20 protein-coding genes are annotated in these 23,711 nt (G+C 63.8%); 10 read left to right on the forward strand and 10 right to left on the reverse strand.

What is annotated here, in order from left to right; all coding sequences use genetic code 11:
- Nucleotides 1-6,414, reverse strand: a complete 6,414-nt coding sequence (locus D3242_RS24215; RefSeq protein ID WP_064985681.1) for a kinesin — start codon at nucleotides 6,412-6,414, stop codon at nucleotides 1-3.
- 274 nt (nucleotides 6,415-6,688) lie between these two features.
- On the opposite strand from D3242_RS24215, the gene D3242_RS24220 reads away from it, so the two are divergent.
- From D3242_RS24220 to D3242_RS24230, 3 genes are all read left to right on the forward strand, one after another.
- On the forward strand, nucleotides 6,689-7,057 hold the full coding sequence (locus D3242_RS24220) for an Hpt domain-containing protein (protein ID WP_027046873.1): 369 nt from the start codon (nucleotides 6,689-6,691) through the stop codon (nucleotides 7,055-7,057).
- Between the two features lie 99 nt (nucleotides 7,058-7,156).
- Nucleotides 7,157-7,477, forward strand: coding sequence for a 2Fe-2S iron-sulfur cluster-binding protein (locus D3242_RS24225; RefSeq protein ID WP_064985679.1), 321 nt, complete (start codon nucleotides 7,157-7,159; stop codon nucleotides 7,475-7,477).
- A gap of 81 nt (nucleotides 7,478-7,558) precedes the next feature.
- On the forward strand, nucleotides 7,559-8,590 hold the full coding sequence (locus D3242_RS24230) for an NAD(P)/FAD-dependent oxidoreductase (protein ID WP_019858339.1): 1,032 nt from the start codon (nucleotides 7,559-7,561) through the stop codon (nucleotides 8,588-8,590).
- Nucleotides 8,591-8,599: 9 nt separating this feature from the next.
- On the opposite strand, the gene D3242_RS24235 is transcribed toward D3242_RS24230, so the two are convergent.
- Nucleotides 8,600-10,081 carry an MDR family MFS transporter gene (locus D3242_RS24235; protein ID WP_027046872.1) on the reverse strand — a complete coding sequence of 494 codons (1,482 nt, stop codon included), beginning with the start codon at nucleotides 10,079-10,081 and terminating at the stop codon, nucleotides 8,600-8,602.
- Between the two features lie 230 nt (nucleotides 10,082-10,311).
- Nucleotides 10,312-10,935, reverse strand: coding sequence for a DUF922 domain-containing Zn-dependent protease (locus D3242_RS24240; RefSeq protein ID WP_038646984.1), 624 nt, complete (start codon nucleotides 10,933-10,935; stop codon nucleotides 10,312-10,314).
- 99 nt (nucleotides 10,936-11,034) lie between these two features.
- Between D3242_RS24240 and folP the strand changes: the two genes are divergently transcribed.
- The 3 genes from folP to folK are packed head-to-tail and all read left to right on the forward strand — an operon-like array spanning nucleotide 11,035 to nucleotide 12,745.
- The gene (gene folP / locus D3242_RS24245) at nucleotides 11,035-11,886 is read left to right on the forward strand and encodes a dihydropteroate synthase (protein WP_064985677.1); all 852 of its coding nucleotides are present in this window, start codon (nucleotides 11,035-11,037) and stop codon (nucleotides 11,884-11,886) included.
- Between the two features lie 3 nt (nucleotides 11,887-11,889).
- Entirely contained in the window at nucleotides 11,890-12,249 is a 360-nt protein-coding gene (folB, locus tag D3242_RS24250) for a dihydroneopterin aldolase (protein WP_027044656.1), read from the forward strand.
- Nucleotides 12,233-12,745, forward strand: coding sequence for a 2-amino-4-hydroxy-6-hydroxymethyldihydropteridine diphosphokinase (gene folK / locus D3242_RS24255; protein ID WP_064985675.1), 513 nt, complete (start codon nucleotides 12,233-12,235; stop codon nucleotides 12,743-12,745). Before folB ends, folK begins: the two co-directional genes overlap by 17 nt.
- Before the next feature lie 3 nt (nucleotides 12,746-12,748).
- Here folK and D3242_RS24260 read toward each other — a convergent pair whose 3' ends face one another.
- On the reverse strand, nucleotides 12,749-13,294 hold the full coding sequence (locus tag D3242_RS24260; RefSeq protein WP_064985674.1) for a DUF924 family protein: 546 nt from the start codon (nucleotides 13,292-13,294) through the stop codon (nucleotides 12,749-12,751).
- Between the two features lie 15 nt (nucleotides 13,295-13,309).
- A complete protein-coding gene (locus D3242_RS24265) occupies nucleotides 13,310-15,145 on the reverse strand; it encodes a monovalent cation:proton antiporter-2 (CPA2) family protein (RefSeq protein WP_064985672.1) in 1,836 nt (611 codons plus the stop codon).
- Between the two features lie 171 nt (nucleotides 15,146-15,316).
- On the opposite strand from D3242_RS24265, the gene D3242_RS24270 reads away from it, so the two are divergent.
- From D3242_RS24270 to D3242_RS24280, 3 genes are all read left to right on the forward strand, one after another.
- Nucleotides 15,317-16,303 carry an AraC family transcriptional regulator gene (locus tag D3242_RS24270; RefSeq protein ID WP_038646976.1) on the forward strand — a complete coding sequence of 329 codons (987 nt, stop codon included), beginning with the start codon at nucleotides 15,317-15,319 and terminating at the stop codon, nucleotides 16,301-16,303.
- A 59-nt stretch (nucleotides 16,304-16,362) separates the two neighbouring features.
- The gene (locus D3242_RS24275) at nucleotides 16,363-17,571 is read left to right on the forward strand and encodes an MFS transporter (protein WP_064985670.1); all 1,209 of its coding nucleotides are present in this window, start codon (nucleotides 16,363-16,365) and stop codon (nucleotides 17,569-17,571) included.
- A gap of 179 nt (nucleotides 17,572-17,750) precedes the next feature.
- Nucleotides 17,751-18,017, forward strand: a complete 267-nt coding sequence (locus D3242_RS24280) for a hypothetical protein (RefSeq protein WP_019858327.1) — start codon at nucleotides 17,751-17,753, stop codon at nucleotides 18,015-18,017.
- A gap of 90 nt (nucleotides 18,018-18,107) precedes the next feature.
- On the opposite strand, the gene D3242_RS24285 is transcribed toward D3242_RS24280, so the two are convergent.
- The 4 genes from D3242_RS24285 to D3242_RS24300 all read right to left on the reverse strand — a co-directional run bounded on the left by D3242_RS24285 (nucleotide 18,108) and on the right by D3242_RS24300 (nucleotide 22,007).
- Nucleotides 18,108-18,659: a hypothetical protein gene (locus tag D3242_RS24285; RefSeq protein ID WP_038646972.1), complete on the reverse strand. Its 552-nt coding sequence runs from the start codon at nucleotides 18,657-18,659 to the stop codon at nucleotides 18,108-18,110.
- A gap of 123 nt (nucleotides 18,660-18,782) precedes the next feature.
- On the reverse strand, nucleotides 18,783-19,868 hold the full coding sequence (locus tag D3242_RS24290) for a YcjF family protein (RefSeq protein ID WP_019858325.1): 1,086 nt from the start codon (nucleotides 19,866-19,868) through the stop codon (nucleotides 18,783-18,785).
- Nucleotides 19,865-21,340 (reverse strand): YcjX family GTP-binding protein, encoded by a 1,476-nt coding sequence (locus D3242_RS24295; RefSeq protein ID WP_064985668.1) that lies wholly within the window; start codon nucleotides 21,338-21,340, stop codon nucleotides 19,865-19,867. Before D3242_RS24295 ends, D3242_RS24290 begins: the two co-directional genes overlap by 4 nt.
- A 163-nt stretch (nucleotides 21,341-21,503) precedes the next feature.
- Nucleotides 21,504-22,007 carry a SixA phosphatase family protein gene (locus D3242_RS24300; protein ID WP_064985666.1) on the reverse strand — a complete coding sequence of 168 codons (504 nt, stop codon included), beginning with the start codon at nucleotides 22,005-22,007 and terminating at the stop codon, nucleotides 21,504-21,506.
- 245 nt (nucleotides 22,008-22,252) lie between these two features.
- On the opposite strand from D3242_RS24300, the gene dksA reads away from it, so the two are divergent.
- Nucleotides 22,253-22,669, forward strand: coding sequence for an RNA polymerase-binding protein DksA (gene dksA / locus D3242_RS24305; RefSeq protein ID WP_010909647.1), 417 nt, complete (start codon nucleotides 22,253-22,255; stop codon nucleotides 22,667-22,669).
- Between the two features lie 151 nt (nucleotides 22,670-22,820).
- On the opposite strand, the gene D3242_RS24310 is transcribed toward dksA, so the two are convergent.
- A complete protein-coding gene (locus D3242_RS24310) occupies nucleotides 22,821-23,561 on the reverse strand; it encodes a flagellar biosynthetic protein FliO (RefSeq protein ID WP_064985664.1) in 741 nt (246 codons plus the stop codon).
- Nucleotides 23,562-23,711 lie beyond the last annotated feature (150 nt).

Here is a 23,711-nt window from a genome sequence, read left to right on the forward strand (position 1 = left end):
TTAGTGCAGGCGCCCGCTGGCGTGGGCCAGCATGGTGTAGACCTTGCCGGTGTCCGAGGTCAGGTAGGTCTGCGCCATGATGTTGTCGCGGTCGTTGCGCGAGACATCCTTGAGCAGTTTTTCGAAGTCGTCGCAGTAACGATCGACGGCGGCGCGGAATTCAGCCTCGCCCTGATACTTGCGGCGGATTTCGTCGAACGTCTGCTGGCCCTTCAGCGTGTAGAGCCGGCGCGTGAACACGTCCCGTTCGCCGCGCCGATAGCGGTTCCACAACTCGATCGAAGCATCGTGGTCGATGGCCCGTGCGATGTCGACGGACAGCGAGTTCAGCGATTCCACGACATGCAGCGGCGAGCGCTGGGCAGGGGCCGCGCGCGGTGCTTCGGCAGGCGCCGAAGGCGGTGCTGCCGGCCTGAGATCCGCCTCGTTCGATGCCGCGGTCAGCAGGTCGCGCACCCAGCCGCCCTGCGGCGTGCGGGCGCCGGCATCAGGACGCTGGCGCGGCTCTGCCGGACGCTCGAGATCGAGCGTGCCGCGCAGTGCTGCACCGCCCAACGGCGCCTGGGGCGTGCGAAGCTCCGGCTGCGGTGCCGGCGCGCGACGCGGCGGTTCGGCAGGGCGTGCCGCCGGCGCTTGCGGCGCTGGACGCAGATTGCGTGGCTCCGGGCTGTCGCCGCCGCCGCGACCGGACTTCGCAACGATGTCCGAAAGCTCCTTCAGGGCGTTGATCTGCTCGGAAACGGCGCGGCGGATGGCAGAGGTCGATTCCTTTGCCTCTTCCGGCATCTCGATAACGCCTTTCTTGAGCTCGGCGCGGGTGAGGTCGAGTTCGCTCTTGATCGAGCTCGCGGTGCGCCGCATCTCATCGGTAGCATCGGCGAAGCGCTTGGTTGCCGAATCGACCACGTCGGTGATGGCGTTGCGGATCTTGTCGGCCGACTCCATCGTCTTGCCTTCGGCGTTCTGCAGCGTCTGGCCGACGAGGTTTTCGAAGGAGCGCATGACCCTTTCGAGGTCTTCCGACTTCTTGACCAGGCCGACGGCGAGGTCTTCGAGCGACGACTGCCTTTCCAGCGTGTGCTCGAGGTTGCTCTGGGCCGAACTCAACAGGTCCGAGGCGCTGGCCAGCAGGCGGCTGTGCTCATCGAACTTGGTGGCGATCGAGGCCACTTCGCGCAAGGTCGACGACGACAGTTCCGTCAGCCTTGTGGTGTTCGAGTCGACCAGGCGCGCCGAGCTGGCAAAGGTCTGCGCCGCTTTTTCGGTTGTCGCCGCGAAGCTCTGCGTGCTGCCGGTCAGGCGTTCGTCGACCTGGCCGAGATTGACCGCGGCCTGCTCGATCAGCTGGCCGAGCTGCGAACTGGAATTAGTCATGCGGCCGATGAGATCGGCAACGCTGTCCGACAGCGACGAGCGGGCGCCTTCAACCGCCGACAAGGTCTCGGCGGTGCGGTTGGCGAGCGCGTTGACCAGGGCAGCATTTTCGCTGCGCAGCTTCTCGGTCGCGCGTTCGGTGACCTCTTCCATGCTTTTTTGCAGTTCCGAGCCGCCCTGGGCGAAGCGCTCGACCAAAGGCCGCGCGGTTTCGTCGAGGATCTTCGACATTTCGGCCGACCGCGCCGCGAGCATGGTGTTGAGTTCGCGGGTGTTGGCGCCGATCGTCTTGGCGGCGTCGTTGGTGCTCTGGCCGATATGCTGGCCAACAGCAGTGAAGGTCTCGGCGATCACATTGGCGCGCGAAACGAGCTGTGCCTCGGCGCTCGACACCTGCTCGTTGAGCCTCTGGCCTATCGTTTCGGTGGTGTGGGCGAGGCGGTTCTCGACGCTGGCTATCTGCTCCTCGACACGGGCGGCCGCGGCCGCCGCGGTCGACGCAAGACGCTCGTCGGCGCCGGCAAGTGCCTGCTCGATTTCGCGGGCGTGCACGGCCAGTTCCTGGCCGGTCTGGCGCGCACGATCGGCGACCTTCTGCTCGGTGCTGGCGAAAGCCCCGACGATGGTCTGCGCATGCTCGCCGATCGTCGAAGAGCTGTCGGCGATGCGCGAGACCAGGCGCTGGTCGGCCTCGTCGAAGATGCGGCCGATCTCGGACGCACGGCTGGACAGAGCATCCGAGCCCTCGGCGATGCGCGAGACCAGTTGCTGATCGGCGGCATCGAAAATGCGGCCAAGGTCGGTTGCACGGGCGGCGAGAGCCTCGGCGGATTCGCCGATGCGCATGCCGAGCCGCTGGTCGGCGCTTTCGAAGTTGCGCAGGATGTCACCGGCGCGGGCGGCCAGCGATTGTGCCGTCTCGACGGCGCGGGCGACCAGTTTCTGGTCGGCTGCGTCGAAGGTGCCGGCAATCTCGCTTGCGCGGGCCGCCAGATGATCCGCGGTATCCTGGGCCCGGGCAGCCAGCTGGTCGGCCGTTTCCTGGGCGCGGGCGGCGAGCTTCTGGTCCGCCAACTCGAAGGTGCCGGCGATCTCGCCGGCGCGGGCGGCCAGCTGATCGGCGGTTTCGTGGGCACGGGCCAGCAGCGAGCTGGAGGTGTCGTCGGCGCGAGCGAGCAAGGCGTTGGACGTATCTTCCGCACGGGCGTGGAGGCGACGGTCGGCTTCCTCGAAGGTACGGGCGATGTCTTCGGCCCGCGCCAAAAGGGCGGCGGACGTCTGTTCGGCGCGCTCGGCGATCTTGCGGTCGGCGTCGCTGAAGGCTGCACCGGCCTGCTCATGCAGCGCGCTGGTGACTTCCAGGACCTTTTCGCGCAGGGCGCCGGCGACGAAGACCGCGCTCTTTTCGAGCACGCTGCGGACATTGTCGACGCCGGTCGAGAGCGCGCGCTCCATGGTTCCGGCGCGTTCCTCGATGATGCCGGTCTGACGGCTGAACGCCTGCTCGATCTTCTCCACATCGGCGGCGATCGCGGCCGAAATGTCGGTGCTTCTGGCGGCGATCTGGTCGATATGACCGGACAGCGAGCGGTCGACGTCCTTGCGGGTCTCGGCGAGCTTGCCGAGATCGTCTTCCAGCGCGCGGCTCAGCATGTCGCGGCCTTCGGCCAGCCTGCCGACATGGCCGGCGATGACGCCGTCGATATCGCCGCGGCTTTCGCTCAGCCTCTGCAGGTCGGCCTCGAGGGCGCGCTTGAGAATGTCGCGGCCTTCGGCGAGCTTCTCAACCTGGCCGGCCACCAGCCCGTCGATGCTGGAGCGGCTTTCGGCGAGCTTGGCGAGATCGGCTTCGAGGGCGCGCCTGAGAACGTCGCGGCCTTCGGCCAGTTTCTCGACCTGGCCGGCGACCAGGCCGTCGATGCTCGAACGGCTCTCGGCCAGCTTGGCAAGATCGTCCTCGAGCGCCCTGGACAGGGTCGAGCGTTCCTGGACAAGCCTGTCGGCATGGCTGCTGACCAGGCCGCTGACGCTCTCGAGGTCGGCTTCCAGCGCCTTCGACAGCGTCGAACGGTCCTGGACGAGCCGCTCGGCATGGCTGTTGACGAGGGTGTTGACGCTATCAAGGTCGACTTCCAGCGCCTTCGACAGGGTCGAACGATCCTGGACGAGCCGCTCGGAATGGCTGTTGACGAGGTTGTTGACACTTTCGAGATCGGCTTCGAGCGCCCTGGCGAACTGGGCGCGGTCGTCGACCAGCTTCTGCGACTGGTCGGCAACGGTGTTCTTGATGGTGTTGAGGTCGGCTTCGAGGGCGCGCTTGAGAATGTCGCGGCCTTCGGCAAGCTTCTCGACCTGACCTGCGACCAGCCCGTCGATGCTGGAGCGGCTGTCGGCCAGCTTCGCGAGGTCGTCCTCGAGAGCCTTCGACAAGGTCGAACGATCCTGAACGAGCCTGTTCATGTGGTCGGCGATGACGCTGTTCACATTCTGCAAGTCGGCTTCGAGGACCCGCGAAAGCTGTCCGCGATCCTCCGCCAGCCTTTCCGACTGGCTCGATATGACACCCTTGATGGTGCTGAGGTCCGATTCCAGCGCGCGCTTGAGAATGTCGCGGCCCTCGGCCAGCTTCTCGACCTGACCGGCGACGAGGCCGTCAATGCTCGAGCGGCTTTCGGCCAGCTTGGCAAGGTCGGCTTCCAGCGTCTGCGACAGCAGGCTGCGGTCGTTGGCGAGCTTGACCGAGTGATCGTCAAGCAAGCCCCTGATGCCAGATAGATCGTCCTCGAGCGAACGGCCGAGTTGGCTACGGTCTTCCACGAGCTTTGCCGAATGCACCTCGATCAGGCTCTTAATGCCGGCAATATCGTTTTCCAAGGCCTTGGCGAGCACCGCACGGCCTTCGGCGATCTTCTCGACCTGACCGGCAACCAGCCCGTCAATGCTGGCGCGGCTGTCGGACAGTTTGCCGAGGTCGGCTTCCAGGGCGCGCGACAGAATGTTGCGGCCCTCGGCGAGTTTTCCAACATGACCGGCGACCATTTCATCAATGATCGTGCGCGCTTGCACGAGTTTTCCGGAGTCTTCGTTGAGAGCTAGCGAAAGCCGGTTGCGGCCTTCTTCCAGCCTTTCGAGGTGGCTGCCGAGCGACGCGTCGATGGCGGCGCGCGATTCGTTGACCTTGCGCAGATCCTCTTCGAGGGCGCGCGCGATCAGGCTGCGGCCTTCGGCCAGCTTCTGCACCTGGTTGGTCACCGCGGCATCGATGCCGTCGCGGCTTTCGGCGAATTTCTCCAGGTCCGCCTGCATGGCGGCCGCCATGCGGTCGCGGCTTTCGGACAGCTTGCGGCTGTGGTTTTCGACGGCTTCCTCAATGCCGACACGGGCGTCGGCGAGCCGCTGGATGTCGCTATCGAAGGAACGCGAGACGACATGACGCGCCGCTTCCATGCGACCGGCAAAATCGCTGGCGCGAGCCTCCAGCATGCTCGACGTCGAGGTGACGATGTCAGCCATGTCGGCGCCGATCTGGGTCTTGCCCTGATCGATCATCGCGGCCAGCGTATCCTTGCTCTCGGCGAAGGTGTGGGCGATTTCGCGGGCGCGCTCGACCAGCGTCTCGTTGATCTGCCGGGCGCGGGCCTCGAGCGCGGCGTTGAGCTTCTGCGTGCCGGTGTCGAGCGCTTCGGCGCGGGTCTGGAATTCGCTGATCAGGGCCTGGCCGCGTTCGGCCAGCGTACGTTCGATGCCGTTGAGACTGGCTTCGAATTCCGAATTAAGGGTGCGCGCGGCGCCGCCGAGCAGCGAAACCATGCCGGTGGTGCGATCGTCGAGCAGATCGGTCAGCGACCGGGTCAGGCCGTCCGTCGTATCCGTCAGCTTGGCGATGCGCGTGTCGAGCAGGCTGGCGAAGGCCTCGCCGGAGGTCGAAAGCTTGTCGGTGATGGTGTCGAGCCGGCCTTCCACCGAATCGAAGATCGACATCGAACTTTCATTGATGCGGTCGATGAGCGTGTCGCCGGAATTGGTGATCGTCATCGACAGCTTGGTCGACGCATTGAGGATCGAGTCGCGTATGATGTCGCTGGCGGAGCCGATTTCATCCCTGAGCGTTTCATGCGCACCGGCGATCGAGGCACGGACGCGCTCGGCATGGGTGACGACTGCCTCGCGCTCGCTGCCAAGCCCGTCGACGAGCGAACGGATGCGGGTTTCGTTTTCCGAATAGGAGCGCTCGATCTGGTTGACTTCGCTGTGGACCAGCGTTTCCAGCTCCACGGCGCGGGCAAGCGTGCGTTCGATGCCTTCGCCCATTGCCGCCACCTCGCGGCGAACGGCCTGGCCGATCATCATGACGCGATCCTGCGCCATGTTTTCCGGCTCGGTCAGGCGGAAGGCCACTTCCGTCATCGACTGGGCGGCAATGCGCATGTCCTGGGCGCGGCGAATCATGGCTGCGAAAGCCCAGAACAGGATGATCGGCACGATCGCCGCGACGGCGAGGCCAATCAGCTCGGGACGGGCAAGGAACTGGTCGAGTGTGCGGATCCTCCAGATGCTCGGTCCGAACAGCAGGTTGGCGAGCCCGCCGGCGCCGGCGATCCAGGCGAGCGAGACAAAGGCAACAATCCAGTAGACGGTGTTGGAGGCGCGCCTGTTGAGGCCGTGCAGGAGGGTCTTGTAATCCTTCTGACGATCATCATTGGCCGGCGCGAAGCCCGTCGTGGACTGGGTGCCATTGCCATTGCCATTGCGTGTCTCAACGGGGCGCAGTTCGGCCGGCTTGGCCTTCGGCGCGGGATTCGCGGGCTGATTGGCAATGGGAGCCTGATTGGCGGCGGCTGCCGGCTTCTGGTTGCGTCCCTCGCGTGCCAGCTCGTCGGCGGCCTGGGATATCTGCGCTTCCAGATCTTCCATCGAAGCCGCGATATCGAGATCGCCGCTGCCGATATCGCCGCTGAGGTCGAGATCGAGCGCTTTTTCCAGTTCCCTGGCCACGTCGCTGTCGAGATTTCTCGTCGTCGTCGTTGGTTTCTTTGCCATGCCTTCGCTACCCTGTACTAGCTGCCGCGGGGCTTATAATTGTCTTTTGTCGTACCCCCGCGCAGGAGGCTGAAAATGGACCTTCGTATCGTAATGACACAGAGGGATAAAGAAAACATGCATTCCGCGGGATACGTAAAACTTTAAATATAAGGTTAACGCAACCGTGATCCGGGCGCCGTTTTCGCAACATTTTTCCGGGCCATCCATTAACCCGTTGTCCATTGGATTCGCCTAGTTTTTCAGGCGGCCGAAGAAAACGGAGTTCGAGTTCATGCGTGGCGAAAGCGGCATTGCCTTTTCAATGCCCGGAGGCGACGTCTCGGGAACCAGACAGTCCCGACCGGTCGATTTGGCACACCTTGCCCGGCAAACGATGGGCGACCGCGCCCTCGAGCAAGAGGTGCTGGCGCTGTTTGTACAGCAGGCGCTGTCGGTACGCGACAAAATAGTCGATGCCGATCTCAAGGACCGGCTTCTGCTGGCGCATGGGTTGAAAGGGTCTGCTCGCGGCGTCGGCGCCTTTGCGATCGCCGATTGTGCCACTGAGATCGAGCGGCAGCCGGAAGACGGCCAGGCCCTCAAGCGGCTCGGCAAACTGATCGACGAAGTGCGTGATTTCATCGCCGCCATCAATCGCTGACCCGGTTTGTGGAAAAACGTCACCGAGAGGCGCTTTCGCACGGCAGTTGACTTGTCTGCCGGAGTGATTATCTCGGCGGAAACTCCCTTCAGGTGACAAATGACCAAGCTGACCTTCATCGCCCATGACGGCACACAATTCGACGTGGACGCCGAAAACGGCTCGACGGTCATGGAAAACGCCATCCGCAACGCCGTGCCGGGGATCGAGGCGGAGTGCGGCGGCGCCTGCGCCTGCGCCACCTGCCATGTCTATGTCGACGAGGCCTGGACGGCGGAAGTGGGCGAGCCGGAAGCGATGGAAGAGGACATGCTGGACTTCGCCTACAACGTCCAGCCGAACTCGCGGCTGTCCTGCCAGATCAAGGTGCGCGACGCGCTCGACGGCCTGGTGGTGCGGGTACCCGAGCGCCAGGGCTGAAAAGCGGATTTTTCCCACTGCCGCTTGGCAGCGGGCCGGTGGTCATGCAGTCTCACGCCATCCAGCAACGAGGCAGGGCGCATGACCGGGATCATCAGCACAGACGTTCTCATTGTCGGGGCAGGGCCTGTTGGCCTGTTCGCCGTGTTCGAGCTCGGCCTGTTCGACATGAAATGCCACCTGATCGATATCCTCGACAAACCCGGCGGCCAATGCGCGGAACTCTATCCGGAAAAGCCGATCTACGACATTCCCGGCTGGCCTTCGATTTCGGCGCAAGGGCTGGTCGACAAGCTGCTCGAGCAGATCCATCCGTTCAAGCCTGACTTCACCTACAACCGCATGGTCTCCAGCCTCGAGAAACTGGAGGACGGCGGCTTTCGCGTCATCACGGACGAGAACGAGGTGTTCGAGGCAAAGGTGGTGGTGATCGCCGCCGGCGGCGGCTCGTTCCAGCCGAAACGCCCGCCGATCCCGGGCATCGAGCCCTATGAGGGCAAGAGCGTCTTCTATTCGGTGCGCCGGATCGAGGATTTTCGCGGCCACGACCTTGTCATCGTCGGTGGCGGCGATTCGGCGCTCGACTGGACGCTCAACCTGCAGCCGGTGGCCAAGAGCGTGACGCTCGTTCATCGGCGCCCTGAATTCCGCGCGGCGCCCGACAGCGTCAACAAAATGTATGCCATGCAGGAGATGAAGCAGCTGGCATTCAGGGTCGGGCAGGTGACCGGCCTGACCGGCGCCGACGGCCAGCTGTCATCGGCCACCATCAAGGGTGGTCCGGAAGGTGATATCGAAGTGCCATGCACCCGCATGCTGCCCTTCTTCGGCCTGACCATGAAGCTCGGGCCGATCGCGGAATGGGGGCTCAATCTCCACGAGAACCTGATCCCGGTCGACACCGAGAAGTTCCAGACCTCGGTGCCCGGCATTTTTGCCGTCGGCGACATCAACTGGTATCCGGGCAAGCTGAAGCTGATCCTGTCAGGTTTTCATGAGGTGGCGCTTATGGCGCAGGCCGCCAAGCGCATCGTCAGCCCGGGTGAGCGGATCGTGTTCCAGTACACAACCTCGTCGACCAGCCTGCAGAAGAAGCTCGGCGTGGTGGAGTAAAGAGCGCTTCTATTCCGCGATGACGGGCGCGACAGCCTCGTCGCGTCCGCGCAGCGCCTTTTCCGGCATCAGCATCATTGCGACAAGCGCCAGCCCCAGGGTGATGCCGGCGGTGATGAAGATCATCACGAACGGCAAGGCTGACGTCAGCTGGATATGTGTCTGCGAGCCCTCGGCGGAGAGCGGCAGGCCATAGCCCAGCGCCACCGCACCGAGCAGGGCGACGCCCAGCGCGCCACCCAGTGTGCGCAAGAAGGTCAGCACGCCGGTCGCGACCCCGAGATGGGTTCGATCGACGGCGTTCTGGACAGAGACGGTCGCGACGGGGAATGTCGTTCCGCTGCCCAGGCCGATCAGGGTGGTCAGGATCTCGACCTCGAGCAGCGAGGCGTGTCCGGCAATGGCACTAAGCACGCCGATGCTGACAATGGCCAAAGCGATGCCGATCATGGCGATACGCTTGTAGTGCACGAAGCGGGGGATCAGACGGCCGCTGGAGGCGGCACCGGCGACCGTGCCGAGCAAAAGGCCGAGCATGGCCAGTCCCGATTCACTGACGGAGAGCCCGATCACGGTTTGTAGATAGACCGGCAGGTAGACCGAAGCGCCGATATTGGCGGCCTGCAGCAGGAACATCGACAGCGCACCGGCGAGCACGATCGGGTTGCCCAACACTTCAAGCGAGATCAACGGTTCGGCGGCCCTCAGCAGCCTCAGTGCGAACAGGGCCCAGAACACGGCCGACCCGGTCACCAGGCCGAGAATTTCGCCCGAAAACCAGGGATAGGTGCTGCCGCCCCAGTTGAGCGCCAGAAGCAGAAGTGCCGTGGCGATAACCAGAAGCACGGCGCCCAACCCGTCGATACGGTGATGTTTGGCCGCGATCGGCAGCTTCTTCAGTGGCTTGTTGATGATGGCCATGGCCACCAGCCCAAGCGGAATGTTGATCCAGAAGATCAGCGACCAGTGCAGATGCTCGGCAAAGGTGCCGCCCAGCAGTGGCCCTGCAATGCTGGCGACGGCCCAGGTGCCAGAGACCCAGGCCGCGTAGCGTGCGCGTTCGCGCGGCGGCACGAGGTCGCCGATCACGGTTTGCGCCAGCGCAAACAGGCCGCCGCCGCCCGCACCCTGGATCGCGCGCCCTATCACCAGCACGAACATGTTGGGGGCCATGGCGCTGACCAGCGATCCGGCGAGGAAGATGAGGATCGCTGCGTAAACGGTAGGGCGGCGGCCATAGACGTCGGAAATCTTGCCGTAGAGCGGTGCCACGGCGGTGGCGGTCAGGAGATAGCCAGTGACCATCCAGGGGAGATACTCGGCGTGGCCGAGTGCTCGCGCGATGGTCGGCATGGCGGGTGCGATAATGGTCTGGTCGAGCGCCGCTAACAGCATGGACAGAAGAACGCCGCCGATGATGGCGTTCTTCTCGCTTTCGGTCAGCGGCGTGGCGTCGGCCGCCATGGTCTGCTTGTCGACAGCCTGGTCCATAGTATTATCCATATGCTTTGCGCGCGATCCGGGTCGACGATTGGGCTTGCTTGATGCGTTCGCCGCGCGATCGGTCGTGGTGCTCGTGCCTTGAGGGTTGCGCCTTGCCAACCCGTGATATGTCGTTCCGTTTAGGCCGATTTCGACTGCCGTTCGAAAATTTTTCGACGCTGGCACTACGCTTCGGCCCGGTTGGCTTGCGTCGGCGCCATCGCGCGCGCCGATGAAATTCAGGCCGGCGGCGGCAGCCGACCGTTCTCGATGCGCTGGATGCGGTAGCGCATGAGCCGCAGGATACGGCTTTCGAAATTGACGCTCTCGACGCGATCGAACTGCACCTGGGCGCGGTCGTGCCTGGCGAGAATGGCGGCGGTGATCTCGGCCGCCTTGGCCTTGGCCGTATCGCAATCCGTCCGCGGGTAGGTCGCCTTCAGCGCGTTTTCCAGCTCGCGGCCATAGTTCTTGGCGATCTCGACATGGCGTTCTTCATGGCGCTTGATGTCGGCCGACAGCGTGTCCCAGAACAGCTTCACGTCGGGATCCGCCTTGCGCGGGCGGCGCCATTCCGGAAGGATCACCTTGACCTTGACCGTCACGGCGGCGTCGGCGATCCGGCAGGAGCCAGCCTGCGTGGCGTAGCTGATACGGGTGGTGAAGGCCATCTGGGTGGCGCCGGGGTGGCGCGAGCCCGTGCTTTTGACCTGCGGCCCGTGTTTGGAGAGCTGCTTCTCGATGTCTTCGAGCGTGCTGCCGCCAATGGAAAAGTAGCTGTATGTCTTGACGAGATTGGCCGCGCCCGCCGGAACAGCGGTCATGGCAAGCAGCAGCGCGCAAAGCAGGGATCGTTTCATCATATTGCCTCTTTACCCACCTTGCTTTACGGCCGTTGCCGGCGCAACGGAATTGATCCTTTGCGGATCACACATCGTTGATGAGCCCATGGTTGATGAGCAATGACGGCGAGGCGATGGCAGCTGGCGCATGGACGTCATCTCGACCTTGGCGGCAAGGCCGTGGTCGTCGGCGTCCTCAACGTCACCCCCGACAGCTTTTCCGACGGCGGACTGTTCGATGCGCCCGAAGCGGCGCTGGCCCAGGCGCGCCGCATGATCGGGGAAGGGGCACGGATCATCGATGTCGGTGGAGAATCGACCCGGCCGGGCGCCGCCGCGATCTCGGCCAGCGAGGAACAGGCACGTATCCTGCCGGTGATCGAGGCGTTGGCGCGCTCCGGTGACGTGCTGATTTCGGTCGACACCTATCGCGCCGAAACCGCGCGGCTGGCCGTGGCTGCCGGCGCGCATATCGTCAACGATGTCTGGGGCCTCCAGCGCGAGCCCGACATCGCGCGGGTCGCCGCCGAAACCGGAGCCGGGCTCATCATCATGCATACCGGGCGGGATCGCGAGAAGCTGCCCGACGTGATCGCAGACCAGTTTGCGTTCCTGGAGAGATCGCTGGAGGTCGCCCGCCGCAACGGCATTGCCGATGATCGCATCGTGCTCGATCCCGGTTTCGGCTTCGCCAAGGAGACGGCGCAGGAAAATCTCGAGCTGATGGCGCGGTTTTCCGAGCTCCATGCGCTAGGCTTTCCGCTGATGGCAGGCACCTCGCGAAAACGCTTCATCGGCACCGTTACCGGCCGCGATGCGGCAGACCGGGCTGCCGGAACGGCGGCGACCAGCGTCATTCTCAGGCTCAAGGGCGCGCATCTGTTTCGCGTCCATGATGTCGCAATCAACGTGGACGCGCTGGCTATGGCGGATGCTATGCTGGCGCTTGAAAACGACCGATCGGGACGCTGAGCCATGTATGTCATCCGCCTGAAGAACTGCGCCTTCTTTGCCCGGCATGGCGTGCTCGACGAGGAGGAGGCGCTCGGCCAGCGTTTCTATGTCGACGCGGTGCTGTCGGTCGAACCCGGGCGCGCGCTTGTCGACGACGCCATCGAGGAAACCGTCAACTACGGCATTGCCTTCACGGTGATCGAGAAGATCATCACCGGCGAACGGCGTTTCCTGATCGAGGCCCTGGCCATGGAAGTGGCAAAGGCGCTGACGGAGCGGTTTCCGCAGATCAAAAGGGCCGAAATCACCGTGCGCAAGCCGAACGCGCCGGTGCCTGGCGTGCTCGATTATGTCGAGGTGACCGTTGTCTGGCCCGAGTAACACCGTCTACCTCAGCCTCGGCGGCAATCTGGGCGATCCGGCGGCCTCGATGGCGGCGGCGCTGCGCATTCTCGACGCCGATGCGGAAACGCGCGTCACCGCCGTTTCGTCGCTCTACCGCACGCCGCCCTGGGGCAAGCTCGATCAGCCGGATTTCCTCAACGCCGCTGCCGAACTGTCGACCCGGCTCTCGCCGCGGGCGCTGCTTGACCTCTGCCTCGACGCCGAGCGGAAACTGAAGCGGGTGCGCGAGGAGCGCTGGGGGCCGCGCCTGATCGATATCGACATTCTGGTGTTCGGTGACCGCGTCATCCATGAGACCGGTCTGGAAGTGCCGCACCCACGCATGCTGGAGCGCGCCTTCGTGCTGGCGCCGCTGGCCGAAATCGCGCCGGATCTTGCCGTCGGCGGGCGAAGCGTATCGGAACGGCTCGGCGCCGTCGACGCCGCCGGAATCGAGCGATTGCCGTCCGGCCGGGATTGGTGGCTGACGTAACGATCAGCCGGAAAATCCGCCTTCGTCGAGAAACGCCTGCTCCTGTGGTGTCGTCTCGCGGCCAAGCATCCTGTTGCGATGCGGAAACCGCCCGAAGCGCTTGATGATGTCGCGATGCTCCAGTGCGTATTTCAGGTTGAACTCGGCCCTGGCGGTGTGCAGCTCGACCGAAATGTCCTGGTCGGCAAGGTTTTCGGCATGTTCGAACGGCAAATACAGGAACACGCGGACTTCCGGTTCCAGCGCGAGGTCATGCCCGGCAGCGACCGCTTTTTGAGCAAAATGCTTCGCCAGCGGGTCGGTGGCATACATGTGGCCGGTGCCGCGAAAGCAATTGCGCGGAAACTGGTCGAGCAGGATCATCAGCGCCAACGAACCTTCGGCATGGTCCGACCAGGCGTCGCATTCACGCCGCGCGGCGGCGTAGTGCAAATCAAGAAAGCGATCGCGGAAATCGGCATCGAAAGCGTCGCTCTTCTCAAACCATGCATCCTCGCCGGCGTCGCGCCAGAATTTGGTGACCGACAGGGCTCTGCTGTCCAATTCCATGCATGATTCCTTGGTTCAATCGGCTGTTTCGGATTTGTGCAGAACGCCGGCCGTCTCCTCGTTGAGGGCCTGACCGGGGCGGCGCGGCGTGGAGAGCGGTGTCGGAATCGGCGTGCCGATATTGCCCCGCAGGAAGCGCTGGCCGGCGCGAATGCCTTCGGCGAGCTGGGTTTCGAAACGGTCGGTGTCACGACGCCTGACGTCCTCGATCGTTTCCGCCACGTCTTCGGGATCAACGCCAAGCGATTCCAAGGCCGAGCCGCCGAAAACCAGTGCCGATTCGAAGGTCTCGCGCAGCTGATAGTCGACGCCGGCGCGAATGAGCTGCAGCGCGGTGCCGCGGTCGAAAGCCCGGGCAAGCACGGTGAGCAGCGGAAATTCGGCCTTGATCAACTGGGCGATGCGAACGGCCGCATCGGCCTTGTCGACGCAGATCAGCACGGCGCGCGCCCGGCCGGCGCCGGCCGCGTGCAGGATATCCAGCCGGGTGCCGTCGCCATAATAGACCTTGAAGCCGAAATCCGCCGCCGCCTGGATCATCTCGACATCGTTGTCGATGATCGACACATCGATGCCGCGCAGCAGCAGCGGCTGGCTGGCGATCTGGCCGAAGCGGCCGAAACCGATGATCAGCACGCTGCCGGTCAGTCCGTCGGCGACATCGACGCCGTCGAGCGACTGCTCGTCGCGCGGGGTGACATAGCGCAAGGCGATGATCGCCAGCGGTGTCAGCACCATGGAGATGATGACGATCGCCGTCAGCGTCGCGTTGGCCTGGTTGTCGATGATGCCGACGGCAGCGGCGGCGGAGTAGAGGACGAAGGCGAATTCGCCGCCTTGCGCCATGAAGACCGCGCGTTCCAACGCTTCACGATGGCCGGTCTTGAGGATGCGGGCGACGATGTAGATGCCAAGCGCCTTCATGACCATGTAGGCGACGACATAGACCGCGATCAGCTTCCAGTTCGCGGCGACCACATGCAGGTCGAGCGACATGCCGACCGCAAGGAAGAACAGGCCGAGCAGGATGCCGCGGAACGGCTCGATGTCTGCTTCCAGTTGATGGCGGAAGGTCGATTCGGACAGAAGCACGCCGGCCAGGAAGGCGCCCATCGCCATCGACAGGCCGCTGAGCTGCATGGCGAGCGCCGATCCAAGCACCACGAGCAGTGCCGCGGCCGTCATCACCTCACGGGCACGGGCATCCGCCAGGATGCGGAAGAACGGGTTGAGCAGATAGCGCCCCGCCAGCACCAGTCCGACGATCGCGGCAAGGCCGATGCCGACCTCGGTCAGCCTTTCCGACAGGCTGGTGTCGGCGCCGCCCGGCGCCAGGAACGCGATCAGGGCCAGCAGCGGCACGATGGCCAGATCTTCCAGCAGCAGGATGGAGACGATGCGCTGACCTTTCGGCGAGGCGATTTCGCCGCGTTCCTCGAGAAGTTGCATGACGATCGCCGTAGAGGTCAGCACGAAACCAGCCCCGGCGACGAAGGATTGCGAGACCGGAAAACCGCCGGCCATTCCCACGCCGGTCAACAGGACCGCGCAGACCCCGACCTGGAGCGCACCGAGCCCGAAGATTTCGCGCCGCAGGCCCCAAAGCCGCGACGGCTGCATTTCCAGCCCGATGATGAACAGGAACATGACGACGCCGAGTTCGGCGACGTGGAGGATGGCGCCCGATTCGGAAAAGATGCGAAGACCAAACGGGCCGATCACCACGCCGGCGGCCAGATAGCCTAGGATGGAGCCGAGGCCCATGCGCTTGAAGATGGGGACGGCGACAACCCCAGCGGCAAGCAGCGCCACCACCTGAATGAGATCGCTGCCTGATGTTTCCGCTGCCATGCCTCTTGTCCCTAAGTCTCCCTATGTCCGACAGCACTCCTTGCATGCAGTTGGAGCGGGAGGCAAGGGCGGGGAGCCTGCCAGGACGGGTAGGGTGCCGTCGAAGCGTTTCCCCTGGTGGAACTACGGTCTCCGCTTGCCTGCCGGACGAATGGTATATATATCGGTAGGATGATTGACCATTCGTCCCGGCCGTCTCCGCCAGATATCCCGATGGATGCGCTCAGCGAAATCCTACAAGACTTTCGCTTGAGTGGCGTCAATTATGGCCGCTGCGAGCTCCAACATCCCTGGAGCATAGAATTCCCGCAACAATCGCTGCTTCGTTTTCACTTTGTCGGTCAGGGTCCATGCTGGATCCACACCGAAGCGCAGGGATGGCAGGAGTTGCGCGATGGCGATCTGGTGCTGCTGCCGCAAGGCATCGCCCATCGGCTGGCCAGCGCGCCGGACGTTGCAGGCGGCTCGCTCGATGATTGCCGGGTGACCAAGTTGGGGAGCAACGTCTGCGAAGTCGTACGGGAAGGCACGGGCGCGACAAGCACCCTTTTCTGCGGCTCAATGGCCTTGGGCGCCTGTGCGTTAAATCCATTGATCACGCTGATGCCGCCCATCATCAAGGGTTGCGACGTGGCCGGCAATGATCCGGTCGTTGGTCCTCTGCTGGCGGCCATGACCGTGGAGGCCGCGCAACCGCAGATGGGCAGCGCCACCATCTTGTCGCGCATGGCGGACTTGCTGACAGCCCGGCTCATTCGCTGCTGGGTCAATTGCACGGGAGCTTCGACCACCGGTTGGCTCGCTGCCATCCGCGACCCCCATATTGGCCGCGCCCTGGCAGCCATGCACAGAGACCCCGGCCATAACTGGACGCTCGAAAGCCTCGCCAGCCTGGCAGGCCAATCGCGCTCGATTTTCGCCGAGCGCTTCAGCGCTGTATTGGGAGAGGGTGCTGCACGCTATCTCGCCCGTTTGCGCATGCAGCTTGCCCGCGAGTTGTTGGGGCAAAACGGTTTGTCGGTGGCCGAGGTTGCTACTCGCTTGGGCTATGATTCCGAGGCATCCTTCGCTCGCGCCTTCAAGCGCATCACCAATGTCTCGCCAGGCGTTGTGCGTCGCACAATTCCCGGACGAATAGGCATGGATTTCGGATTTTGAGGTACATATAATCCGAAAAGACTCGTTTATGAAGATCTCCAAACCTTGGAGATCTTTCCGTGACTGACACAACATTACAACTTGAAGACGCGGCGATAGGCGTTGATGCCGATGCGCCGGCCGCGTGGAGCGCAACCACCTGGTTCGCAGTCATTTCATTGGCCGCCACCAGCTTTGCCCTGGTCTCAGCCGAATTCCTGCCGGCAGGTTTGTTGACGCCAATGGCGCGCGATCTCGGCATCAGCGAGGGAACGGCCGGACAGGTCGTCACCGCCACCGCTTCAGTCGGCGCCGTGACGGCCATGTTGAGCAATGTCCTCATCGGCCGGTTGAACCGCAAGACGGTGCTGGTCGGCCTTATGGCCCTAGCGGTTGCTTCCAATATTCTTGCGGCGCTGGCGCCCAATTTCTGGCTGCTGTTGCTGGGTCGGGCCGGACTGGGGATCGCTCTCAGCGCTTTCTGGGCGCTTTCGGTCGCCGTCGTGGCCAGGCTGGTTGGCGCCAGTGCGACAGGTCGGGGCATGGCTATCGTTACCCTCGGCGTCTCGCTCGCCACCATTGCCGCACCGTCGATGGGCGCGTTGATCAGCGACTGGCTGGGTTGGCGCAGCGCCATGGCCATGACGGCAGGGTTGGCCTTGCTGGCCATGCTACTGCAGTTGCTTAGCCTGCCGTCTTTGCCTGCAACGGCAAGCAATAGTCTTGCGGACGTCCTTCGGCTGACACGGCGGCGTGGCATTCAACTTGGTATGCTTGCCATCCTTTTGCTGATGACGGGGCATTTTGCCGGCTCGGTCTATGTGCGTCCCTTTCTCGAACATGTGACGCTCCTTGCCACCGGGCCAATTGCCCTGGCGTTGCTCGGATTTGGCATCGCCGCAGTGATCGGCAATATTGCCGGTGGCCGCATGGCCGACGCCAATATCCACGTGGCTCTCGTGGTTACCGCCGCATTGATGGCGTTTGCGGCGCTGTCATTAGTGCTTTGGGGCGTGCACATTGGCGTTGCCTTTGGCTTCGTGACACTGTGGGGCTTCGCCTTCGGCATGGCGCCGGTGGTGTTGCCGACAAATTTGTCTCGCGCCGCGCCGGACGCGCTGGAAGCAGCGGGCAGCCTGATGGTCGCCTCTTTTCAGGTCGCCATCACCGTCGGCGCGGTTGTCGGCGGCTATGTTGTGGACACCTACGGCCCTACGGCGCCTTTGACTGTGACTGCTATCCTTGCTGCATCGACAGCCGTCTTGGCGCTGCTACAGCCGCGTAACTGAACTTTGCCGCCGCTGACACAGCAGCCCGAATCCGACCCGGCCAATATTGCAGACGCGTTACACAAGTTTACGCAATGCGCGCGTTGCTTGTTGCCACAATCGAAGGCTAAGGACGCTCGGCTTCGGCCATTGGAGGGTGAGCGACGATCAAGTCGCGCCCTTTTGAGGAGATGACTGACATGAAGAAGTTTTTGCTTGTTGCCGTCGGCCTGGCGGTGCTTGCCGGTTCGGCCTGCTCGAAGGCGCCGGAATGCACGGCCGAGATCGCGACCAAGAAGGCGCAGGACATGGCCGCCGCACTGCAGGAGGCGATCACCAAGGATCCGTCCAAGGCGGCTGACCTGACCGCCAAGGTCCAGGCGGTAACAACCAAGTACCAGGGCACCACGACACTCGCCGACGCCTGCAAGGCGTATGACGAGGTGACGGCCGCCATCAAGGGCTAAGCGCCTTTTTGCTGGTTCGAGGGGGCGGTGGCGATGGGCTGCCGCCTCTTTGCTTTTGGGGATGTGCTAGGGGCAGGCGCGACAATGCGCTCAATTCGGCGCGATGGAGCCGACTTCGACGGCGTCGACGCGCTTCAGGCTCATGCCGATGACCGGCACCAGTTGGTCCTGGACACGCACGGCAACCGTCACCGTCATCGAATTGTCGTCGGGAATGCGGGCTTGCATGACGCCGCGGAGCTGATTGCGGTTGATGGTGAAGACCACCTTGCGGGCATCGACAACGTTGCCGCCGATGATGTCCAGGCCCGCACCGTCAGCGCCCCCCATGAAGGAGCCCTTGTAATCGCGGCCCTTGCGCTCGATCTTGGCCGACATCGGCTGGGTGAACATGCCGACGCGGCAGCCGCCGTCCAGAGTCATGCCCATCTTGCCGTCCGGCGTGGAGCCGGTGAAGCTGCAGTTGAATTTCGTGCCCTTGTACTTGCCGGCGACGATTTCGCCCGGGCCGACCCATTTGCCTTCGGCCGACTGGAAGAACTGCTTGTCCGGCTCTGCGGCGGAAGCCTCCGAGGCGAGACCGACGACTGCTGTGATCGCAACGGCCAGGGGCAGGACGCTGGACAGAATTACGCTTTTCATCGACGACACCCGGCAACAAAGAGGCTGTTTGGAACCGGTTCGACCATGAAGAAGATTGGTTAATGCTTCGTCACTGCGGGCCTTCGAAACGGCAATCCGCTCATCGTCAGGAAGAAGAGGACGCTATTTGCCGGAGCCTGTGGTTTCGGTGTCTTTCTTCGCGGCAAACGATGTCAATGCCGAGAGGAAATCGCCCAGTCCCGGACGCTTCGCGGCGCTGAAGGGCAGGGGACGCGCGGTTTCCATCGCCGCGATGCCGATGCGCGCCGTCATCATGCCGTTGACGACGCCCTCGCCAAGCTTGGCCGAAAGCCGTGCCGCCAGGCCGTGGCCGACGATCTGCTGGACGAAACTGTCGCCGACGGCGATCGAGCCGGTGACCGCCAGATGCGCAAGCACGCTGCGCGCCAGGCGGAAGAACCCCAGCGTTCCCGGGCGTCCGCCATAGAGTTCGGACAGACGGCGAATGAGGCGTCCGGCCTCGAACACGACATAGGCGACATCGACGAGCGCGCGCGGGCTGACCGCCGTCACCAGCGAGACGCGTTTGGCGGCTTCGAGAATCATCACCTTTGCCCTGGCGTCGAGGGGGCCGAGGATTTCCGCTTCGGCCAGGCGCACCAGATTGCCGCCGTCGATGATTTCGCCGCGCAGTTCGGCGAGCGCACGCCGGCCGGCCGCGGTCTCGGGCTTGGCCGCGACGAAAGCCGAAAGCTCGTCGACCACCGACCGTGCCGCCTTGGGGTCGTCGCGCGCGATGGCGTCGAGCGCGCGTTTTTGCAGTTTTTCGACTTCGGCAAGGCGGGCGATCGCCAGGAATTCCCGAATCAGGATCACCACGAGTGCCAATACGGCGATCGCCGCCATGCCGGCGGCCAGCCAACCCAGCCATTCGGCGCGGGCGAAGAGATCGCGAACCAGCTGGTCGGTCCACAGGCCGACAGCCAGCGAAACCAGCACGCCGATGGCGCCGAAGAAGATGCTGCCAAACAACGAGCGTTTCCTGGGGGCGACCGCCGGCGGCGGTTCCGCGGCCACGATGTCCGGTTCGTCGAAGACGTCGACTTCCGCCGGTATGACCAGCGCGACATCCGTCTTCAGCCCGCGGGGTTTGCGCGGGGGCTCGGCCTGCCGCGTCTTTGACGCCTCTTGTGTTGGCGCGGCTTCCGGTTCGATGCGGAAGGCCGCCGGTTTGCGGGGCGCGGTCATGCCAGATGGTCTCCGATCAGGAACTGCAAGGCACGGTCGAGTCTGATATGCGGCAGAGACAGCGTGACGCCTTCGGCCGTGCGTTCGAGTTTTGGTGGGCGGAACCGGACAAAGCGGATTGCCGGGTCCGTGGAATCCTGCCTGTGATCGGGTCCGGAGACGTCGAATACCGCATCAATCTTCTCCGGTAAGTCACCGGGAAATATGGCAGTTTCGGTCTTTCCGTCGAACGTTTCACTGTTGATCTTCTCGCCGGCGATCGGCGTGCCGATGATGACAGGCAACGTCTCACGGCCTTGCTTGACCGTGCCTTCGCGGGTCGCGCGCACCGCCGCCATGGCGACGACGTCGACGTCGGCGCCGGTGAAGTTCGCTCGTGCCACGGCACGGTCCGCCAGCCGCCGCACGATCGCCTGCAACCGGTCATGGCTTTCATGGTGCAGGTGATCGGCCTTGGTCGCGGCGACCAGGATGCGATCGATGCGCCGCGAAAACAGGTCGGTGAGGAAGCTACCCCGGCCGGGGCGAAAACAGCTCAGGATCTCGGTCACCGCACGCTCGAGGTCGGCCATGGCGCCGGGGCCGGCGTTCAGCGCCTGCATGGCGTCGATCAGGACGATCTGGCGATCGAGGCGGGTGATGTGTTCGCGGAAGAACGGTTTGACGACATGCGTCTTGTAAGCCTCGTAGCGCCTTTCCATCATGGCGTGCAGCGATCCCGGGCGCGGACGCCTGTCGAGGCCAGCCAGCGGCGCGAAGGTCAGTGCGGGCGAGCCTTCGAGGTCGCCAGGCATCAGGAAACGGCCGGGCGGCAAGGTCGAAAGCGCGCGCTCGTCGAGCTTGCAGGCCTTGAGATAGGCCGCGAAGCTTTCGGCGAGGCGGCGTGCCGTCATCTCATCGGCGTCGCCATTCGGGTCGATTTCCGCCGAGATCGCCCGCCAGGCCCGCGAAAGATCCTCGCGCACCGGCAAAGTGGCCATCTCCATGGCCTCGTGTGAAAAATCGGCGAAGGATTTGCCGAGCAGCGGCAGGTCGAGCAGCCATTCGCCGGGATAATCGACGATGTCGACCGACAGTTTGCCTGAAGAGAACATGCGGTTCCAGCCGGAGGCCGATTCATATTCGATGGTCAGCCGCAGTTCCGAAATGGCGCGCGTGGAATCGGGCCAGGCGCGGTCGTTGACCAATGCGGCGATATGATCCTCGTACTGGAAGCGCGGCACGGCGTCGTCAGGCTGCTCTTCGAGGAAGGCGCGGGCGATACGCCCGGATTTCTGTGCCTCGAACAGCGGCAGGCGTCCGCCGTGGATCAGATTGTGCACCAGCGCGGAAATGAACACCGTCTTGCCGGCGCGTGAAAGGCCGGTAACACCCAGCCGCAGCGACGGAGAAAAAAGCCCGGTGGCGCGTCCCGACAGCGTATCGAGGGCAATTTTTGCCTCGTCGGTGAAGGTGGTCAGCGATGATGCCAAAATGTGATCTCTCAGGCTTGGGTCCGTCCGATATAGGCGCTGGAACCCGGCTTTGAAATGGCGCCGGAAATCGATGCCGAAGCAATTCCAGGAAAAGTGTGGAGCGGTTTTCCCGGGAAGAGCGCATAGCGCTTTCCCTTGGAAATTGCGCCAAAACAGGGAGTTAGAGATCGGCCGGTGTCAGGAACGCTTCGAGATAGCCCGTGTCCTGGCCTGCTTTCGTCAGATTGTCCAGGAAACGCACGACAGCCAGGCCCGAGGTCGGGAAACCATGGTTGAGCATCGCCCGCGCCGTCTCGTCGCCATCGCCCGAGACCGCCATGGCGAGATCCTCCGTCATCGGGTTGTGACCGATGACCAGCAGCGAACCTGGCCCGCCATGCTCCCGGATGAGGCGGAGATAGCCGGCCGCATCTTCGCTATAGAGTGTGTCGAAAAACAAGACCTTGCCGGTATCGGTCTGGCCGGCCAGCCCTTCGAGCGTTTCCTTGGCGCGCCGGGCGTTGGAGCACAATGTCAGGTCGGGGACATAGCCACGCGAGCGCATGGCTGCGCCCATCGTCTCGGCATCGGCGCGGCCGGATGCGTCAAGCGGTCGATCGAAATCGCGCATGCCGGGCAGCGCCCAGCCAGCCTTGGCGTGCCGCAACAGATAGAGCCTGCTCACCCAACCTCCGATGATGCCGAAGCCGCGGTACGATTAGCCACAAGAAGGGCGCCGCGCACAATGGCCCCTTGTTCTTCCGCGCAAAGAATCAGCGGCACTTTCTCCATCGAATCAGCGACATCTCGCTCCAATGGGTGCCGCGGGGGAACTTTAACAATTGCGTGAGTCGGTGACTGATTGCGCTTGTGCAGGCGTCGGGCGGCGAATATATAAGCGCCAAATTTGGGGCAGTTTGGGTGAGTCGAATGAACGACATCGTTACCGCCGATTACGTACCCTCCGAAGACGAGCCGTTCATGAACGAGCGGCAGAAATCCTACTTCCGCCTGAAGCTCGTCACCTGGAAAAATGACATATTGCGCGAAGCGCGCGAAACTCTCGAAATCCTGCAGCAGGAAAACGCCAACCACCCCGACCTGGCCGACCGCGCCTCTTCCGAAACAGACCGCGCCATAGAGCTCAGGGCTCGCGACCGTCAGCGCAAACTCATCGCGAAGATCGATTCGGCGCTGCAGCGCATCGACGAGGGCACTTACGGCTATTGCGAGGAAACCGGCGAGCCGATCGCGCTGAAACGGCTCGACGCCCGTCCGATAGCCACCTTGTCGATCGAAGCGCAGGAACGGCATGAGCGCCGCGAAAAAGTCTATCGCGACGACTGACGCATTGCTTCTGGACTGCATCTCAAGGCAGTTACAAGTGAAGTCATTGTCAAAAATGGCCGGGTTTTCCGGCCATTTTTGTTGGCTGTATCACAAATCCGTTGCAGCAAGCGAAAGCAAAACCCGGCCGGCGGGGCGCCTCAGGCGGCAATCATTTCTTCTGGCTTGAAAGTTCGCCCAGAAGCCTGGTCATTTCATCGTCGAGCGATTGCGGCGCCTTGGCCACCGGTTTGCCAACCGGACCACCGGATCGCGGCTGGTCGAGCGAAACCTCCAGGTCCTTCATGAGCGCGTCGTCGATACTGTTCTGCGGTGGCGGTGGCGCGTGCCTGACAGCATTGGCGTTGGCGGAGCCATAGGCAGGCAGCGGCGTGACGTTGGTCGATTGATAGGGTTGCGCCGGTTTCGGTGCGGGGGCTGGGGCTGGTGGTGGCGCTGCCGGGCGCGGGCGGGCAGGCGGCGCCGAGGTCGCCGGCTGCGGCGCAGGTCGTGCCGGTGCGGGAGCCGGTTGAGGCGGCCGCGGTTTTGCCGCCGGGGCCGCGGTGGCCGGGACGGGCTGCAGACCGCCATCTCCGGTCAGCGCTGGACGGCGCGGCGCGGCAAGGCGTATGTCGCGTTCGACGACTACGTCGGTCGGACCGCCGATCAGAAGCAGATGTTCGATGTCGTCGCGGCGCACCAGCACCAGCCGACGATGGCTGTCGACGGCGGTGGCGTCCATGACGGCGAGCCGCGTCTTACGGTTCCGGCCACCGGCGACGAACGTGCCGAAGGTCAGGTTGCGGACCAGCCTGATGATGACGAGCACGATGACCAGCAGGATCAGCGCCGCGAAGGTCCACAGGAGTGCCGCCGCATAACCAGGGCCCGCCACGCTATCCAGCCACTGCATTGGTTTCCCCTGATCGGTCTTGGAAAGAGACGCGACACTAGACCGTTGCGGCTGGCCACCGCAAGTTGCCTTTCACGCATCGTGAACAGCTTGAAACACGGCCGGTATCATTTTTATCTGACATTTGCCGCCCGGGCCTTTTCCGGACTG

This window comes from Mesorhizobium jarvisii (assembly GCF_003601985.1).
Taxonomy (GTDB): Bacteria; Pseudomonadota; Alphaproteobacteria; order Rhizobiales; family Rhizobiaceae; genus Mesorhizobium; species Mesorhizobium jarvisii.